The 13,900-nt window shown below is 60.3% G+C and carries 13 protein-coding genes; 9 read left to right on the plus strand and 4 right to left on the minus strand.

Annotated elements, in window-relative coordinates; genetic code table 11:
- Positions 1 to 12: 12 nt before the first annotated feature.
- The 3 genes from P3T17_RS31220 to P3T17_RS31230 are packed head-to-tail and all read right to left on the minus strand — an operon-like array spanning position 13 to position 3,969.
- Positions 13 to 2,253, minus strand: a complete 2,241-nt coding sequence (locus tag P3T17_RS31220) for a xanthine dehydrogenase family protein molybdopterin-binding subunit (protein ID WP_429410504.1) — start codon at positions 2,251 to 2,253, stop codon at positions 13 to 15.
- Positions 2,254 to 2,279: 26 nt separating this feature from the next.
- Positions 2,280 to 3,287, minus strand: coding sequence for an FAD binding domain-containing protein (locus P3T17_RS31225; protein WP_429410506.1), 1,008 nt, complete (start codon positions 3,285 to 3,287; stop codon positions 2,280 to 2,282).
- A gap of 13 nt (positions 3,288 to 3,300) precedes the next feature.
- Positions 3,301 to 3,969 (minus strand): (2Fe-2S)-binding protein, encoded by a 669-nt coding sequence (locus P3T17_RS31230; RefSeq protein ID WP_429288883.1) that lies wholly within the window; start codon positions 3,967 to 3,969, stop codon positions 3,301 to 3,303.
- 481 nt (positions 3,970 to 4,450) lie between these two features.
- On the opposite strand from P3T17_RS31230, the gene P3T17_RS31235 reads away from it, so the two are divergent.
- From P3T17_RS31235 to P3T17_RS31255, 5 genes are all read left to right on the plus strand, one after another.
- Positions 4,451 to 5,749 carry a sensor histidine kinase gene (locus P3T17_RS31235; protein WP_429410508.1) on the plus strand — a complete coding sequence of 433 codons (1,299 nt, stop codon included), beginning with the start codon at positions 4,451 to 4,453 and terminating at the stop codon, positions 5,747 to 5,749.
- A gap of 176 nt (positions 5,750 to 5,925) precedes the next feature.
- A complete protein-coding gene (locus P3T17_RS31240) occupies positions 5,926 to 6,840 on the plus strand; it encodes a dioxygenase (RefSeq protein WP_429410510.1) in 915 nt (304 codons plus the stop codon).
- A 13-nt stretch (positions 6,841 to 6,853) separates the two neighbouring features.
- Positions 6,854 to 7,603 carry an SDR family NAD(P)-dependent oxidoreductase gene (locus tag P3T17_RS31245; protein WP_429410512.1) on the plus strand — a complete coding sequence of 250 codons (750 nt, stop codon included), beginning with the start codon at positions 6,854 to 6,856 and terminating at the stop codon, positions 7,601 to 7,603.
- Positions 7,604 to 7,621: 18 nt separating this feature from the next.
- Positions 7,622 to 8,503 (plus strand): 3-keto-5-aminohexanoate cleavage protein, encoded by an 882-nt coding sequence (locus tag P3T17_RS31250; protein ID WP_429410514.1) that lies wholly within the window; start codon positions 7,622 to 7,624, stop codon positions 8,501 to 8,503.
- Positions 8,500 to 9,039, plus strand: coding sequence for a gamma carbonic anhydrase family protein (locus P3T17_RS31255; protein WP_429410516.1), 540 nt, complete (start codon positions 8,500 to 8,502; stop codon positions 9,037 to 9,039). The genes P3T17_RS31250 and P3T17_RS31255 overlap by 4 nt, the downstream gene beginning before the upstream one ends.
- Positions 9,040 to 9,111: 72 nt before the next feature.
- Here the strand turns inward: P3T17_RS31255 and P3T17_RS31260 are convergent, their stop codons facing one another.
- Positions 9,112 to 10,299 (minus strand): MFS transporter, encoded by a 1,188-nt coding sequence (locus tag P3T17_RS31260; protein ID WP_429410518.1) that lies wholly within the window; start codon positions 10,297 to 10,299, stop codon positions 9,112 to 9,114.
- A gap of 243 nt (positions 10,300 to 10,542) precedes the next feature.
- Here P3T17_RS31260 and P3T17_RS31265 point away from each other — a divergent pair, with 243 nt between their 5' ends.
- From P3T17_RS31265 to P3T17_RS31280, 4 genes are all read left to right on the plus strand, one after another.
- Positions 10,543 to 10,890 carry a cupin domain-containing protein gene (locus P3T17_RS31265; RefSeq protein ID WP_074267360.1) on the plus strand — a complete coding sequence of 116 codons (348 nt, stop codon included), beginning with the start codon at positions 10,543 to 10,545 and terminating at the stop codon, positions 10,888 to 10,890.
- A 134-nt stretch (positions 10,891 to 11,024) separates the two neighbouring features.
- The gene (locus P3T17_RS31270) at positions 11,025 to 11,804 is read left to right on the plus strand and encodes an acetoacetate decarboxylase (RefSeq protein WP_074267361.1); all 780 of its coding nucleotides are present in this window, start codon (positions 11,025 to 11,027) and stop codon (positions 11,802 to 11,804) included.
- A 32-nt stretch (positions 11,805 to 11,836) separates the two neighbouring features.
- Positions 11,837 to 12,619 carry a 3-hydroxybutyrate dehydrogenase gene (locus P3T17_RS31275; protein WP_429410521.1) on the plus strand — a complete coding sequence of 261 codons (783 nt, stop codon included), beginning with the start codon at positions 11,837 to 11,839 and terminating at the stop codon, positions 12,617 to 12,619.
- An 11-nt stretch (positions 12,620 to 12,630) separates the two neighbouring features.
- Positions 12,631 to 13,884: a DUF3734 domain-containing protein gene (locus P3T17_RS31280; protein ID WP_429410523.1), complete on the plus strand. Its 1,254-nt coding sequence runs from the start codon at positions 12,631 to 12,633 to the stop codon at positions 13,882 to 13,884.
- The last annotated feature ends 16 nt before the right edge of the window (positions 13,885 to 13,900 follow it).

The raw sequence follows: 13,900 nt of genomic DNA on the forward strand, positions 1-13,900 counted from the left end.
GGCGGTGACCGCTTACGCAGAGACCTGAGCCGTTAGCAGATCCTCGATTCGAACGGGAAGATTGCGCACCCGTACACCGGTTGCGTGATACACGGCGCTGGTAATGGCAGGTGCAATGCCTGCCAGGCCAATTTCGCCGATCCCCCGTGCGCCGAGCGGATTCAACGCAAGGTCCGGATAGTCGAGGAACGTCACGTCGATTTTCGGCGCATCGGCATGCGTGGTCATCACATAGTCAGCGAGGTTGCGGTTGATCGGTGCTCCGCTGCGCTTGTCGTAGTGTGTCTCTTCGAACAGCGCCATGCCGACGCCCATTACCACGGCCCCTTCAATCTGGTTGCGGGCAGTGCGCGCGTTGATGATCTTGCCGCCGTCGATCAGGCTCACTACGCGGTTGACTCGCAATCGAGCCGTTTCGGGCTGCCAGGTGACCTCGATGAAGTGCGCGCAATACGAGTGGATCGAAATTTTCGCCGCGTCGGGATCGTCCGCGCTTGAACCGGAGCGGCCCCTGCCGACCACCATATTGACCTGCGCCGGCGCGAGGATTCGCTCGAACGGCACGCCCGCGCCGGGTGAGGTGCCCTTACGGTAGATCATGCCGTGGTCGAACGCGAGTTCCGTCACCGGTTGGCCGTTGAACGGCGAATTATCTGCCTGGGACGCCGCGATCAGGAGCTGTTGGATCGCGGCCTGTGCGGCTTGCGTCACCGCTGGAATTAGCGATGCGGTCACCATCGAGCCACCAGACAGCGGTCCGGGTGGCAAGCGCGTATCGCCGAGTGCCACGGAGACGCGCTCAAGCGGGATGCCAGTCAGGTTGGACACCATCTGCGCCAGCACGGTGTAGGTCCCCGTGCCGATGTCCTGCGTCGCGGTCGACACGCGTGCCGTCCCATCGGCGTGAAGCTCGACGAGGATCTCCGTCGGGAGGCGCCGTGCGGCCCACGAGCCGGCCGCCATGCCCCAGCCCAACACGAGGCCGTCGCGGCGCATGGAACCCACCGCAGGCGTGCGTTGTGCCCAGCCGAACTTCTCGGCGCCGAGCGTGATGCACTCCTTGAGATGCCGGGACGAAAACGGCACTCTCAGGCCTTCGTCGATCTCGGGCTCGTTGACGAGGCGCAAGCGAACAGGATCGAGATTGAGCTTGATAGCGAGCTCGTCCACAGCCGACTCGATGGCGAACAGTCCTGGAACGGCGCCGGGGCCTCGCATCGACGTGCTCGGTGCAATGTCGCGGCGCGAATAGGCGGCGGTTGCGCGCAGGTTAGGCGAGCTGTACAGATAGCCTGTGGTCTCGCCGCAGTTCTCCTTGCGCATTTCCTTGCGCGCGGTCTGATAGACGTAGTCCTGCTGGAACGAGGTGAAGCGTCCGTCGGGCGTCGCGGAGATGCGCATGCGTTGTTGCGTGCTGGTACGGTGACCGACGTTGTGGAACATCATCTCGCGAGTCACCACCAGCTTCACGGGTCGCATCAGATTGCGCGCCGCGGCGCCGGCGAGCAATGAGTGCGACCACGGGAACAGCTTGCCGCCAAATCCGGAGCCCAGGTACTTCATGATCACGCGCACCTGGTCCTGCGACACACCGAGCATCTGCGCCATGACGAGGCGCTGGTTGACGATGGATTGCGACGTTTCGTAGAACGTGTAGTTCGTTCCATCGAATACGGCCACCGTTGCATGCAATTCGATGGGGTTGTGCGTTTCAACGGGTGTCGTGTACGTCTCGTCCAGCTTCTGCGTATCTGGAGCTGCTGCGAACGCTGCATCCGGGTCACCGCGGTGCGTATCGACGCTCGGCGTCTGGTCCGCTGACATCTCCGCGCGGACATCGGGTTGGCTCGACGAATACGCCACCGTCACCGCGCGCGATGCTGCGCTTGCCTGCTCGAATGTATCGGCCACCACCACGCCGATGTACTGGCCATAGTAGTAAATGTTGTCGTCTTCGAAAGGAGGGCGCTTTTCGTCGATACGGGTGTCCACCGCAAAACCGACGCGATAGAACTTGCCGATGTTCTCGCGCGTGAATACCGCGCGAACGCCCGGCATGCCTGCGGCCGCGGCGGTGTCCAGACGCGTGATGCGCCCTTTGGCGATCGTCGCGCAAACAGGCACGGCGTAAAGCGTCCCGGGCAGATTGACATCCGAAGTATAGGTGGCGGTGCCGCTGACTTTTAGCGGACCGTCGATGCGAGTGAAGTCGCCGCCGATAATCGGCTGCGCTTTAGTGCTAGCTAATGGCATATTCTCTCCGCGTCGCCAACGTTGCGTCAGGCAGTCTGTGTGGCAAGTGTGAGTGCGTGCTGGATGCAGCGCTTTGCGAGTTCGACTTTGAAGCCGTTTTGGCTTTGTACGCGCGCCGATTGCAGCGCTGCTTCACTCGCAGCACGAAAAGCCGTGGCGTCCGGCGCTTGTCCAAGCAATTGCGCTTCAGCTTCTCTTGAGCGCCAAGGCCTGACGCCTACACCGCCTAACGCAATACGGATATGATCGATCTTGCCCGCTGAAACCTTGATGACGACCGCTGCCGACGCCAATGCGAATTCATACGACGCACGGTCGCGCAGCTTGAGATAGACCATGCGATTGCCAGGCACCGCCGCCGGAAGCGTCACATGAGTAATAAGTTCGCCCGGTTTAAGCGAGGTTTCGCGCTCGGGCGTGCTCCCCGGCAACAGAAAGAAATCGTCGATAGCAATATCCCGCTTGCCCTGCGCGCCTTCGACGTGAATCGTAGCCTCGAGTGCGGTCATCGCGACGTTCATGTCCGAGGGGTTCGTCGCGATGCAATGCTCGCTGGTTCCTAGAATGGCCAGGTTCCGGTTGAAGCCGTCGATCGCGGAGCAGCCGGTGCCGGGTTCGCGCTTGTTGCAGGGTGTTGCGGTGTCGCGAAAGTAAACACAACGTGTGCGTTGCAGCAGGTTGCCGCCGGTCGTCGCCATGTTGCGCAATTGCGCGGATGCGCCGGATAGCAACGCTTGCGACAGAACCGGATAATGGCTTTTGATTAGCGGATGATTGGCGAGATCCGAATTGCGGACCGTTGCGCCTATCGTGACGCCACCGCCGTCGATGGCCTCGACCTGATCGAGTGGCAAGCGATGGATGTCGATCACCTGGGCCGGACGTTCGACGTCGAGCTTCATGAGATCGAGCAGCGTCGTGCCTCCCGCAAGGAAACGAATCGGGGCGCCGTTGGCCTGGCCGTTAGCGGCAGGATTCGCGGAGTCGATCGCCTGGCTGACATTGGCGACGCGTTTAAGCTGAAAGGATTCCATGAGCGCGCTCCGCTTAAACTCTGCGACGAATCTGCTGGATCGCGGCCACGATGTTCGTATAGGCGCCACAGCGGCAGATATTCCCGCTCATGGCCTCCTTCACATCGTCGTCGCTATGACCGTATGGCTCCTTGAGAAGCGCGACGGCGGACATGATCTGCCCGGACGTACAGTACCCGCACTGGAACCCGTCATGTTCGAGGAAAGCCGCTTGCATCGGGTGCAGTGCTCCGGGCTTGCCAAGACCCTCAATGGTCGTGATCGCCTCGTCCTCGTGGGTGACGGCAAGGCTGAGGCATGAATTTACACGCCGCCCATCCACATGGACCGTACACGCACCGCATTGGCCATGGTCGCAGCCCTTCTTGGTGCCGGTCAGGTGCAGATGCTCGCGCAGGCAGTCGAGCAGGGTCGTGCGGGAATCGATATCCAGATCGTAGTTTGTGCCGTTGACGTTCAGGCGGACGTGCATGTTGGCACCATCTGCCGACACGTTCGATGCTGGCGGTGCTTCCTCGATGGTGGGATCGGCCTCCGCGAGGGCCACCGAATGAAGTTGACCGGCGCCGATTGCGACCCCGGCAGCGCCCACGCGTGTCAGGAACGATCGACGCGTAGGGCGTTCAAGCACCGTTGCAGGATCGTCTGCGGTGGCGTCCGGTTTCTGGGGATCTTTACTCATGAGTCTGATTCTCCGCTGAACCACGGATGGATGGGATGCGCATGCCGCTTTATCGGCCGGCACTCTTTAGGCTCATCATACAAAAATGGAGTGACGCGAAAATGGCGGCGAACTGACGGCTAGATGAGCACTGCGATTTGAGCCCCTATTTTGTGGTCCTTTCGACGGTGCTTGCGGACCTGAAGCGATTGGATAGAGGAGGATTATTGTCGGCCGGATAACAGTGTCTACGCAGACCGCCAGTTAAATTTTCTTTAATCAAGCGGTCAGGCAGCGGTTCGGGCAGCGAGCCTAGTCTGCAAGCTGTTCGCTGCAGAGCAGGATTCCGAAAAATGTGTTTTCCTGTTGACCGTCGATCGTCCATCCGAAGCCAACGCAAGTGAAATCCCCCTTTGAGACCGAACCTGCGGAGCGGCGGCCCCGCTGGACCACGATGACCTCGCGGCTATTGTTCGTCTATACGATCACCTTTCTGTTTTCAATGCTGTTGCTGCTGGTCTTCGTGGAGCACGCAGTGACCGGGCAGATGGAGCACGAAGTCGACGTGGTGATGGATTGGCAACTGATCTATTTCGATTCGACGCCCGATAACATGCTTCCCGATGCGATCCAGGAACGCCTCGAAAATTCGCACATGCACGCCAACTACTACGGGCTATTTACATCCGATGGCAGGCACATTGCGGGTGACGTGATGGCGTTTCCCCCGCAGTTGACCGTCGACAGGGACGGCGTGACGCTGGCGCGCACGTTGTCTGTAACGGACAGGCGCCCGGTGCCCATGGTGCGTGCGATGGCGGAGCGGCGCAAGAACGGCGACATATTGCTGGTCAGCCGCGATGTCACGAACATCTTTCACATCCGTAAGGCGATCATCAGGGCATTTTCGATGGGCGGCACGTTTTGCCTGGCCGCTGGCATTGCTTTGGGGCTTGCCATGAGTGTGCGGCAGATGAGACGTGTGAGGGCGATTCGTCGCGTCACGCTGCGAATTTCGCAAGGCGATCTGAACCAGCGTCTGCCAACAGGCGGCCGCGATGAAATCGACATGCTGTCGCATCTTGTGAATCACATGCTCGATGAAGTCGAGCGGCTCATCGGTGAAATGAAGGGGGCGTGCGATAGCATTGCCCACGATCTTCGCACCCCGCTTGCGCACGTCATTGTGCTGCTCGGTAGCATGGCGCATCGGGCCGGAGGCCTGAAAGACCAGCCAATGCTGGACCTGATTGCGCGTGCCCGATCCGATACCGACCGCTTGCTGCAGCGCTTCCGGGCAATCCTGCGGATCTCGGAGATCGGCGCGCTGAAACGCCGCGAGGGATTTGCCGAGGTGGAGATGGAAACACTCGTGCGGGAAGTCGGGGAGCTTTATGAGCCGCTGGCCGAAAGCCGGTCGGTTCAATTCGTCATGCACGTGGAGCCGATTCCCGGGATCCATGGGGATCGCAATCTGCTGTTCGAGGCGCTGAGCAACCTGGTGGATAACGCCATCAAGTTCACGCCAGAGGGCGGCACCGTCAAGGTGGAACTGAGAAAAACACCGGCCGGCCCGCAGGTCACCGTTGCCGACTCAGGACCTGGTATTCCGGCCGCTGAACATGATCTGGTGCTGCAGCGCTTCTACCGGAGCAAAAGCACGGAGCATCATGCTGGCTCTGGCATCGGTCTAAGCATCGTGTCGGCGGTGCTGCGCGTGCACGACTTTACGATGAGGTTGGCGAACACGGAACCGGGCGTCCGCGTGATCATTGATTGCTGGTCGCGCTCCCTCGGGTGAGGGCGCCAGCAGCGCCGACACGCTCAAGTGGCAGAAACTCGAAAGCGGTTGTCCGCCGCGCATCTCCCGAGTGGCTAGCATCCAGACATGGCCTCACGAAACTCATTGAAACCAATTTCAGGCGCTTCATCAGCGCCGTCGTGAGGCGAGTCCGGTGAGCCTATAAGGAGACTCGTATGACCGATTTATCGCATCTGGACAGTATCGTGGACGATGCTGATTCGATTACGGACGTGGTGCTTGCCGCAATGAGCCGGACCGATGACGCCCGGCTCAAGCAGATCGTCGACGCGCTAGTACGTCACGCCCACGCGTTCTTCCGGGAAGTCAGGTTGACGGACCAGGAGTTCGAGAAGGGCATTGAGTTTGTCAAAGCGATTGGCCAGGCCACCGTGGACGATCACAACGAGGTTGTGTTGTGCTCGGACGTGCTGGGCTTTTCAACATTGGTCACGCTGCTCAATACGATCGACAAGACCGACCGGACACCCGGCGCGCTGCTCGGCCCGTTCTATCGCGGCAATTCACCTGAATACCGCAATGGCGACTGCATCGTCGCCGATGGCTCGCCCGGTGCGCCGTTGTTCGTGCGCGCTCGCGTAGTCGATCGGGCAAACCGGCCAGTCGCGAATGCCATGGTCGACGTGTGGCAAGCGTCGCCGGTGGGTCTGTATGAAAACCAGGACCCGGAGCAGCCCGATATGAATCTGCGTGGCCGCTTCAGAACGGACACCGATGGTTACTTCCGCTTTCGTTCCGTCAGGCCCGCGGGCTATCCGATCCCTACCCACGGTCCGGTTGGTGTGCTGCTCGACAAGCAGCGCCGGCATCCGTATCGCCCGGCTCATATTCACTTCGTTGTTATTGCTGAGGGCTACGAAACCCTGGTGAGCCAGGTCTTTGCAGACGATTCGGAATACCTGGGATCGGACGTCGTTTTCGGCGTTATTCGCTCATTGGTCGGCACATTCGAACTGCACGAAGACGGCAACGCCCCTGACGCGGATGTGAGCGGACCGTATTACACACTCGGGTACGAATTTGTGCTGGCCGAAGGGACGCCGACGTACCCGACGCCCCCCATCAAATAAAGCGGAGACTACAGTGTCCAACGATCTCGAAGGAAAAGTGGCAGTCATTCTTGGTGGCACGGGTGGTATTGGTGCCGCTACGGCAAACCGGCTCGCCAATGCGGGTGCTACCGTTGTCGTCACCAGCCAGTCCGGCGTTGCCAAGGCACAGCGTGTGGTCGATTCACTGCCGGGCAGCGGCCACCTGGCAGCCGTGACGTCGATTGCCGATAGCGCGTCGCTCGCAGACCTCGCCAACTGCGTCAAGTCGCAACTGGGGCGGGCCGACATTCTGGTGAATACGGCTGGGTTCACCAGACCAATCAAACACGCGGACCTCGACGCGTTGACCGACGAACTGATCGACGAAATCATGAAGGTGAACTGGCGCGCGCAGTTCGCGGCAATTCGCGCCTTTCGCACGCTGCTCGACGAGTCGGGTGATGGTCTCGTGGTGAACGTATCGTCGATTTCCGGCACTACCGGTGTGGGCAGCAACATTGCCTACTGTGCGGCGAAGGCCGGCCTCGATGTGATGGCCGCGTCGCTGGGGCGCGCGCTCGCGCCGCGCATCCGCGTTCTGAATGTTTCCCCGGGCGTCGTGGATACGAGCTTTGTGCCTGGACGTGGCTCGGACTTTAACGACAAGGTGGCCGCGACGACACCTCTGGGTCGCATCGGCACTCCTGAAGATATCGCCGCAGCAATCGAAGCGTGTGCGACCCACCTGAAATTCAGCACTGGCGTCGCGATTGTGGTCGATGGTGGCCGTCGTCTGAACTGAGCTTAAGCGAGACTTATCATGCATGCACGTAAAACCATCATCACCTGTGCGGTGACAGGTAACCTGACAAAGCCGGAGCAGCATCCTGGCCTGCCCATCACGCCGCATCAGATCGCTATGTCGGCACTGGAAGCAGCACAGGCCGGCGCTGCCGTCGTTCACATTCATGTGCGCGATCCGCAAACCGGCCGGCCCTCGATGGAAATCGAGCTGTACCGGCAGGTGATCGAACTCATCCGTGCCGTCGATCACGAGTTGATCATCAATCTGACCACCGGTCCCGGCGGGCGCTTTATTCCGAGCGACGACGATCCCAAAGTAGCGGCACCTGGAACGACATTGTTGCCGCCTGAAAAGCGGGTCGAGCATATTGCCGCATTGAAGCCAGATATCTGCAGCCTGGATCTGAATACGATGAACTCAGGTGGCGACGTCGTGATCAACACGCCGAAGAACGTGCGGCGCATGGCTAGTGTGATACGCGAAGCGGGTGTCAAGCCGGAGCTTGAAATCTTTGATTCCGGTGACCTGCACCTCGCGCTCGATCTGATCAAGGAAGGTGTACTCGACGGGCCAGGACTCTGGACGTTCGTCATGGGCGTGAAGTACGGCTTCGCGGCAACGCCGGAGACGCTGTTCTATGCACGCAACTTTCTCCCGCAAGGCGCGGCCTGGTCGGCCTTCGGCATTGGCCGCACGGAGTTCCCCATTGTCGCGCAGGCGTGGCTGGCCGGCGGGCATGTGCGTGTCGGCCTCGAAGACAACATCTACATCTCCAAAGGGGTGCTGGCCGAAACCAACGCGGTGCTGGTGGCTCGTGCACGGGATATCGTCCTGTCGCTCGGTGGAGAGATTGCGACGCCACGGGAGGCGCGCGAACAACTGGGCCTGGTGAAATGAGCGAGCATCAGGACGCCCGACAGTTCGGGACACCCACCGTGCACAAAACGGCATTCGTTGCGCGTGGTACATCGATCATTGGCGACGTGCAGATTGGCGAGCAAGCGTCGATCTGGTTCAACTGCGTATTACGCGGGGACGTGCAGCGCATTGTGATCGGTGCGCGAACGAATATTCAGGACGGTTCGATTCTGCACGGCACGACCCATGGCTCGCCGACTCTGGTCGGCAGCCAGGTCACCGTGGGACATGGCGCAATCCTGCATGCGTGCACCATCGAGGATCTGGCGTTCGTGGGGTTCGGTGCGCGCGTGCTAGACAACGCGATCGTACGTGCCGGCGGCATGCTGGCGGCGGGTGCGGTGCTGACACCGGGGAAGGTGGTTGGGTCGGGAGAGTTATGGGCCGGCAATCCTGCCAAACTCTTGCGTCCACTCACAGAACAGGAACTCGCCGGGATGGCCACATCGGCAGACCGCTATGTGGCGCTTGCGGAGCGGTACATGTTCTCCAAGCCGGTCGTGCTGCATTTCTAACAAGACGTTTGCGCGGTTGGCCGAAGCTTCTCGGGCTTACCGCGCCAATGCACCAAAGATATCCAGTTATCCTCAGCTACTGGCAAGTACTCTACCTTCCCGATGGGCCGCGATCGCCATGCCCAGCCCGAGCACAGCCGCAAGTCCGCCGATCAGAAACACGACAGAATAGCCATAGTGATCGGCGAACAGCCCTGCGATGGGACCTGTCGCACCGTAAGCCAGATCCTGAAACGCGGCAAAGCCGCCGAGCGCGGTGCCGCGCAGTTGAGGTGGCACGCGTTTGACCACTTCCGAGCCCATCGACGGAAACACCATCGAACAGCCGAGCCCGGTCAGCAACGCGCCGACCAGTGCCAGTGAAGGGCCGGGCGCGATCCACAAGAGATATTGTCCGCACGCTTCGACCATCAGCGACACGATGGCCACCGGGGTTCCGCCGATACGATCCGGCAAGTGTCCGCAAACGAGCCGCACGAGCACAAAGCCGACACCGAAACAGGTCAGTCCAAAACCGGCCAACGGCCAACCCCGGCTCGAGAAGTACAGCGAGATGAAGGCGCCGAGTCCCGCGAAGCCTACGCCTTGCAGTCCCACCGCCGCGCCGGGCCGCCAGATGCGGGCGAGGATGCGCCAGAACGATTCGCGCTTACCGGTAGGCGACCGCACTTCCGGGACGCCGTGAACCATCCACCAACCCAGCAGGGGAACGACGGTGCAGGCGAGCATCAGACCGGCAAATCCGCTGTAGCGAAGCAGCAAAAGACCAACTGGGCCGCCTGCGGCGAATGCTCCGTACATCCCGGCGCCGACGAGTGCGATGACTTTGCCCGAGCGGTGGGTGCCCATGAGGCCGACACCCCAACTGATCATGCCGACCAGTACCTGACTTTCGCCGAGACCGAGGAGCAGACGCCCGACGATCAGCAATCCGTAGCTGGCGGGCGGGGGCAGTACCGTCCACGCGGATACGAGGCAAATCAGGCTGGCCAGTGAATACAGCTTGAGTCCGCGCAGCATGCAGATCTTGCTGCTGACCTGGTCGGCGAGATTGCCGGCATGGTTGCGCGTGAGAATTGTCGAGAGGAATGCGATACCTACGGCTAGTCCTCCCAGCGCGTTGCCAAGGTGCAGTTGATGGGTCACGTAAACGGGAATGGCCGGCAGCGCCATCGCGACGGCCAGGTAGGAGAGGAACAGCGCCGCAGTCAGACGTACAAGATGGCGCTGGGCGGTATCGTCGCCGGGTGTTTCGCTCATGGGTATCAATCTCGAAGAGTGCAGTTCGCCGCCGAGCTTAGCGTTAATTCCGAAGACCGTTCAGACAGATGTTTTCGAGTTCCGGTCATTCTGCGTACTTCAGGTTTTTCCGTAGCAGCGAAAACTGGCTGCACAGGGTTGGCCGAAAAGCGAAAGTAATTGGCATTCCGGCTGCTATGCGGCGACTACCATTCACTTCAACGCAACGAATGAAGTCATCACCCACGGAGCCTTGCTTAAGCCATGAACGTGACGCGATTTAATGAAGCCCCCGAGTACTTTCCTGCGCAGCACTATCAGATGCGTTGCGTGAGACTGCAGGGCCATGAGGCCGGCCCTTCCGAAGCATTGTGGATGGGTGTGTCGACGATAGAGCCAGGAGGCCACACCTCGCTTGCAGCGTCGCCGCTGGAAAAGCACTACCTGGTGCTGCAAGGCCAGGTGGTGGTTAGTACCGGAGACGATGAAACGACGCTCTATAAACACGACTCGTGTCGCCTCGCGCCCGGTGAATCGCGTGCGTTGAGAAACGATTCCGCGCAGGCAGCGATGATTTTACTGGCTATGCCACTGCCGCGTTCGACACCGTGATGTGTGAGGCGGTTCCAGTTCCAGCGTTGCAGTTTGGTTAACGGTCTATTGATAAATGGTGGCTCGTTCGGCGTGAGGATTGCCCCTACCATTTCACGCGGCGCTGCTTGCGCCCCAGTCATAAAAGGAATGTCATGAATCTCGCTTCCATCCGCAAAGATGCCTTTGCGATGCCCGTTCATAATCCCGCCTATCCGCGGCCGCCGTATCGATTCATCAATCGGGAATACTTCATCATTTCGTATGAGACCGATTTTGATGCATTGCGCGCCATTGTGCCGGAGCCGCTGCATCCGGAAAACGATCTTGTGCATTACGAATTTATTCGCATGCCGGACTCATCCGGCTTTGGCGACTACACCGAAAGCGGTCAGGTGATCTCGGTACGCGACCAGCAAGGGCGTCTCGGCAACTACACGCACTCGATGTACCTCGATGATGAAGGCCCGATCGCGGGTGGCCGCGAAATCTGGGGTTTTCCGAAGAAACTGGCCAGGCCCACTCTGAGTGTCGACGGCAACGACACGCTGCTCGGCACGCTCGACTACGGAACACAGCGTATCGCAACCGGCACGATGGGTTTCAAGCACACAGCGCTCGATATCGAGGCCGAGCGCAAGAAGCTGGCGGACACACCGAACTATCTGTTGAAAGTGATTCCGCATGTCGACGGTTCAGCGCGCGTGTGCGAACTCGTGCGTTTCTTTCTGCGCGACGTGAGCGTGCTCGGCGCGTGGTCGGGGCCGGCAGCGCTCGAACTGCATCCGCATGCGTTGGCGCCCGTCGCCGACCTTCCGGTGAAGCGCATCGTCGGGGCTCGGCACGTGATCGCCAATCTGACACTGGATATCGGCGAGGTTGCGTTCGACTATCTGGCCTCGACCGAGACCGTGAAACTCGCGGTCAATCAATAACGCTCCATGAACCTGCAGGAAAGGAGAGCAACATGTCTTTGACGAATAAAGTCGCGCTGGTGACCGGTGCGGCAAGCGGTATCGGTGAGCAGTGCGCACGCAAACTCGCCAGTCTCGGCGCGGCAGTGGTGATTGCCGACCTGAATCTCGAGAACGCGCAGAAGGTGGCGAGCAGCATCGCCGCTGCGGGCGGAAAGGCGCTCGCCGTTGCGATGGATGTCACCAGCGAAGAAGCGGTGAATAGCGGCATTGAGCGCGCGGTGAAGGAACTCGGCAGCATCGATGTGCTCGTCTCGAACGCGGGTATCCAGATCGTCGCCCCCATTGAGGAGTATGCGTTTTCCGACTGGAAGAAGATGCTGGAAATCCATCTGGACGGCGCTTTTCTCACCACGAAAGCGGCGATCAAACACATGTACGCAAGCGGCAAGGGCGGCTCGATCGTCTACATGGGATCGGTGCACTCGCACGAAGCGTCGAAGCTGAAGGCCCCCTATGTGACCGCCAAGCATGGTCTGCTAGGGCTGGCGCGGGTGGTTGCAAAAGAAGGTGGTCCGCGCGGTGTGCGCGCGAATGTCGTGTGCCCGGGTTTTGTACGCACGCCGCTTGTCGACAAGCAGATTCCCGAGCAGGCCAAGGCGCTCGGCATCTCCGAAGCCGAAGTCGTGAAGAACGTGATGCTTAGGGAAACTGTCGACGGTGAGTTCACCACGGTCGAGGACGTGGCCAATACGGTAGCCTTCCTTGCCGGCTTCGAATCGAATGCGCTCACCGGACAGTCGGTGATCGTCAGCCACGGTTGGGCAATGCAATAAAGGGGTAACGTATGCGCAGCAGTACGAAAAAGAACAACCGGCAGCCAGATGCGTTCGTGCTGCCGCGCTACGACGAAATTGCTCTGGTGCTTCAGGGTGGCGGTGCGCTTGGCTCGTATCAGGCCGGCGTCTTCGAAGGTCTGGTTGAGGCCGGCGTGCAACCGAACTGGATTGCAGGCGTCTCGATCGGTGCGTTGAACACCGCAATCATTGCCGGCAATGCGCCGGAGAAGCGGGTGGAAGCGTTGCACGAGTTCTGGAATTCGATCTGCCACCCGCTTGACTGGGTAGGCGGTTTGGGCGCCTGGATACCGACCGTGTTCGGCATGCATGATCAGTCGCGCAAGTGGGCCGGCCTGTGGGCAGCAGGACGCGCCTTGACGGAAGGTCAGCCGGGATTTTTCTCGCCACGCAGACCGTTGCCGATGGCCGGCTTCGGCAAGCAGACGTCCAACCTGGTGAGCTACTACGATACGTCTGCGCTAAGGGAAACGCTCCTGCAGTTCGCCGATTTCGATCGCATCAACGACGGCGACATCCGCGTGTCGGTCGGCGCGGTGAATGTACGAAACGGCAACCTGGTGTATTTCGATAACACGAAAATGCGTCTGGAACCGGAGCATTTCATGGCGTCGGGCGCATTGCCGCCTGGCTTTCCCGCGGTGGAGATCGATGGCGAGTACTACTGGGACGGCGGCCTCGTGTCCAACACGCCGCTTACCGAGGTGTTGCGCGATGCGGATCACAAGGATGCATTGGTGTTTCAGGTGGATCTGTGGAGCGCGCGCGGTAATCCACCGGGCGACTTCCTCGACGTGTCCGAACGCGCCAAAGACATTCAATACTCGAGCCGCACGCGGGCGATCACCAACATGCTGGCAGATCGTCAGAAGCACGCGCGTTTCATCAAGGAACTGCTTGCGCATGTTCCGCCTGCCGTGCTGAAGTCCGATCCGCTATTCCGTCGCGCGGAAGAAGCCGCTGACGGCAGCGCGATCAATGTCGTGCATCTCATCTACAAGAACAAACCTTATGAGGGGCATTACAAGGACTACGAGTTCAGCCTCGACACGATGAACGAGCATTGGGAGAGCGGTCTTGAGGATGTCCGTGACTCGTTCGCCCATCGGGAGTGGTTCGATGTGCCGAGCAGAGAACAGGGCTTCGTGACACATGACGTGCATCGGCGCGCCGACGCTGTGCCGCAGTCTGACCGTAACATGCCTGAATTGCCGCTTGGAGCGGAGCGAAAGGTCGCTGTGTAGACGATTTGCGCCGCTA

The organism is Paraburkholderia sp. GAS82 (assembly GCF_050436285.1).
Taxonomy (GTDB): Bacteria; Pseudomonadota; Gammaproteobacteria; order Burkholderiales; family Burkholderiaceae; genus Paraburkholderia; species Paraburkholderia phenazinium_B.

Bases quoted from the DNA above. Each gene is read 5' to 3' on its own strand.
- P3T17_RS31220 (WP_429410504.1), bottom strand. From the start codon at position 2,253: ATGCCATTAGCTAGCACTAAAGCGCAGCCGATTATCGGCGGCGACTTC.
- P3T17_RS31240 (WP_429410510.1), top strand. From the start codon at position 5,926: ATGACCGATTTATCGCATCTGGACAGTATCGTGGACGATGCTGATTCG.
- P3T17_RS31225 (WP_429410506.1), bottom strand. From the start codon at position 3,287: ATGGAATCCTTTCAGCTTAAACGCGTCGCCAATGTCAGCCAGGCGATC.
- P3T17_RS31250 (WP_429410514.1), top strand. From the start codon at position 7,622: ATGCATGCACGTAAAACCATCATCACCTGTGCGGTGACAGGTAACCTG.
- P3T17_RS31260 (WP_429410518.1), bottom strand. From the start codon at position 10,299: ATGAGCGAAACACCCGGCGACGATACCGCCCAGCGCCATCTTGTACGT.
- P3T17_RS31255 (WP_429410516.1), top strand. From the start codon at position 8,500: ATGAGCGAGCATCAGGACGCCCGACAGTTCGGGACACCCACCGTGCAC.
- P3T17_RS31235 (WP_429410508.1), top strand. From the start codon at position 4,451: ATGCTGTTGCTGCTGGTCTTCGTGGAGCACGCAGTGACCGGGCAGATG.
- P3T17_RS31275 (WP_429410521.1), top strand. From the start codon at position 11,837: ATGTCTTTGACGAATAAAGTCGCGCTGGTGACCGGTGCGGCAAGCGGT.
- P3T17_RS31280 (WP_429410523.1), top strand. From the start codon at position 12,631: ATGCGCAGCAGTACGAAAAAGAACAACCGGCAGCCAGATGCGTTCGTG.
- P3T17_RS31230 (WP_429288883.1), bottom strand. From the start codon at position 3,969: ATGAGTAAAGATCCCCAGAAACCGGACGCCACCGCAGACGATCCTGCA.
- P3T17_RS31265 (WP_074267360.1), top strand. From the start codon at position 10,543: ATGAACGTGACGCGATTTAATGAAGCCCCCGAGTACTTTCCTGCGCAG.
- P3T17_RS31270 (WP_074267361.1), top strand. From the start codon at position 11,025: ATGAATCTCGCTTCCATCCGCAAAGATGCCTTTGCGATGCCCGTTCAT.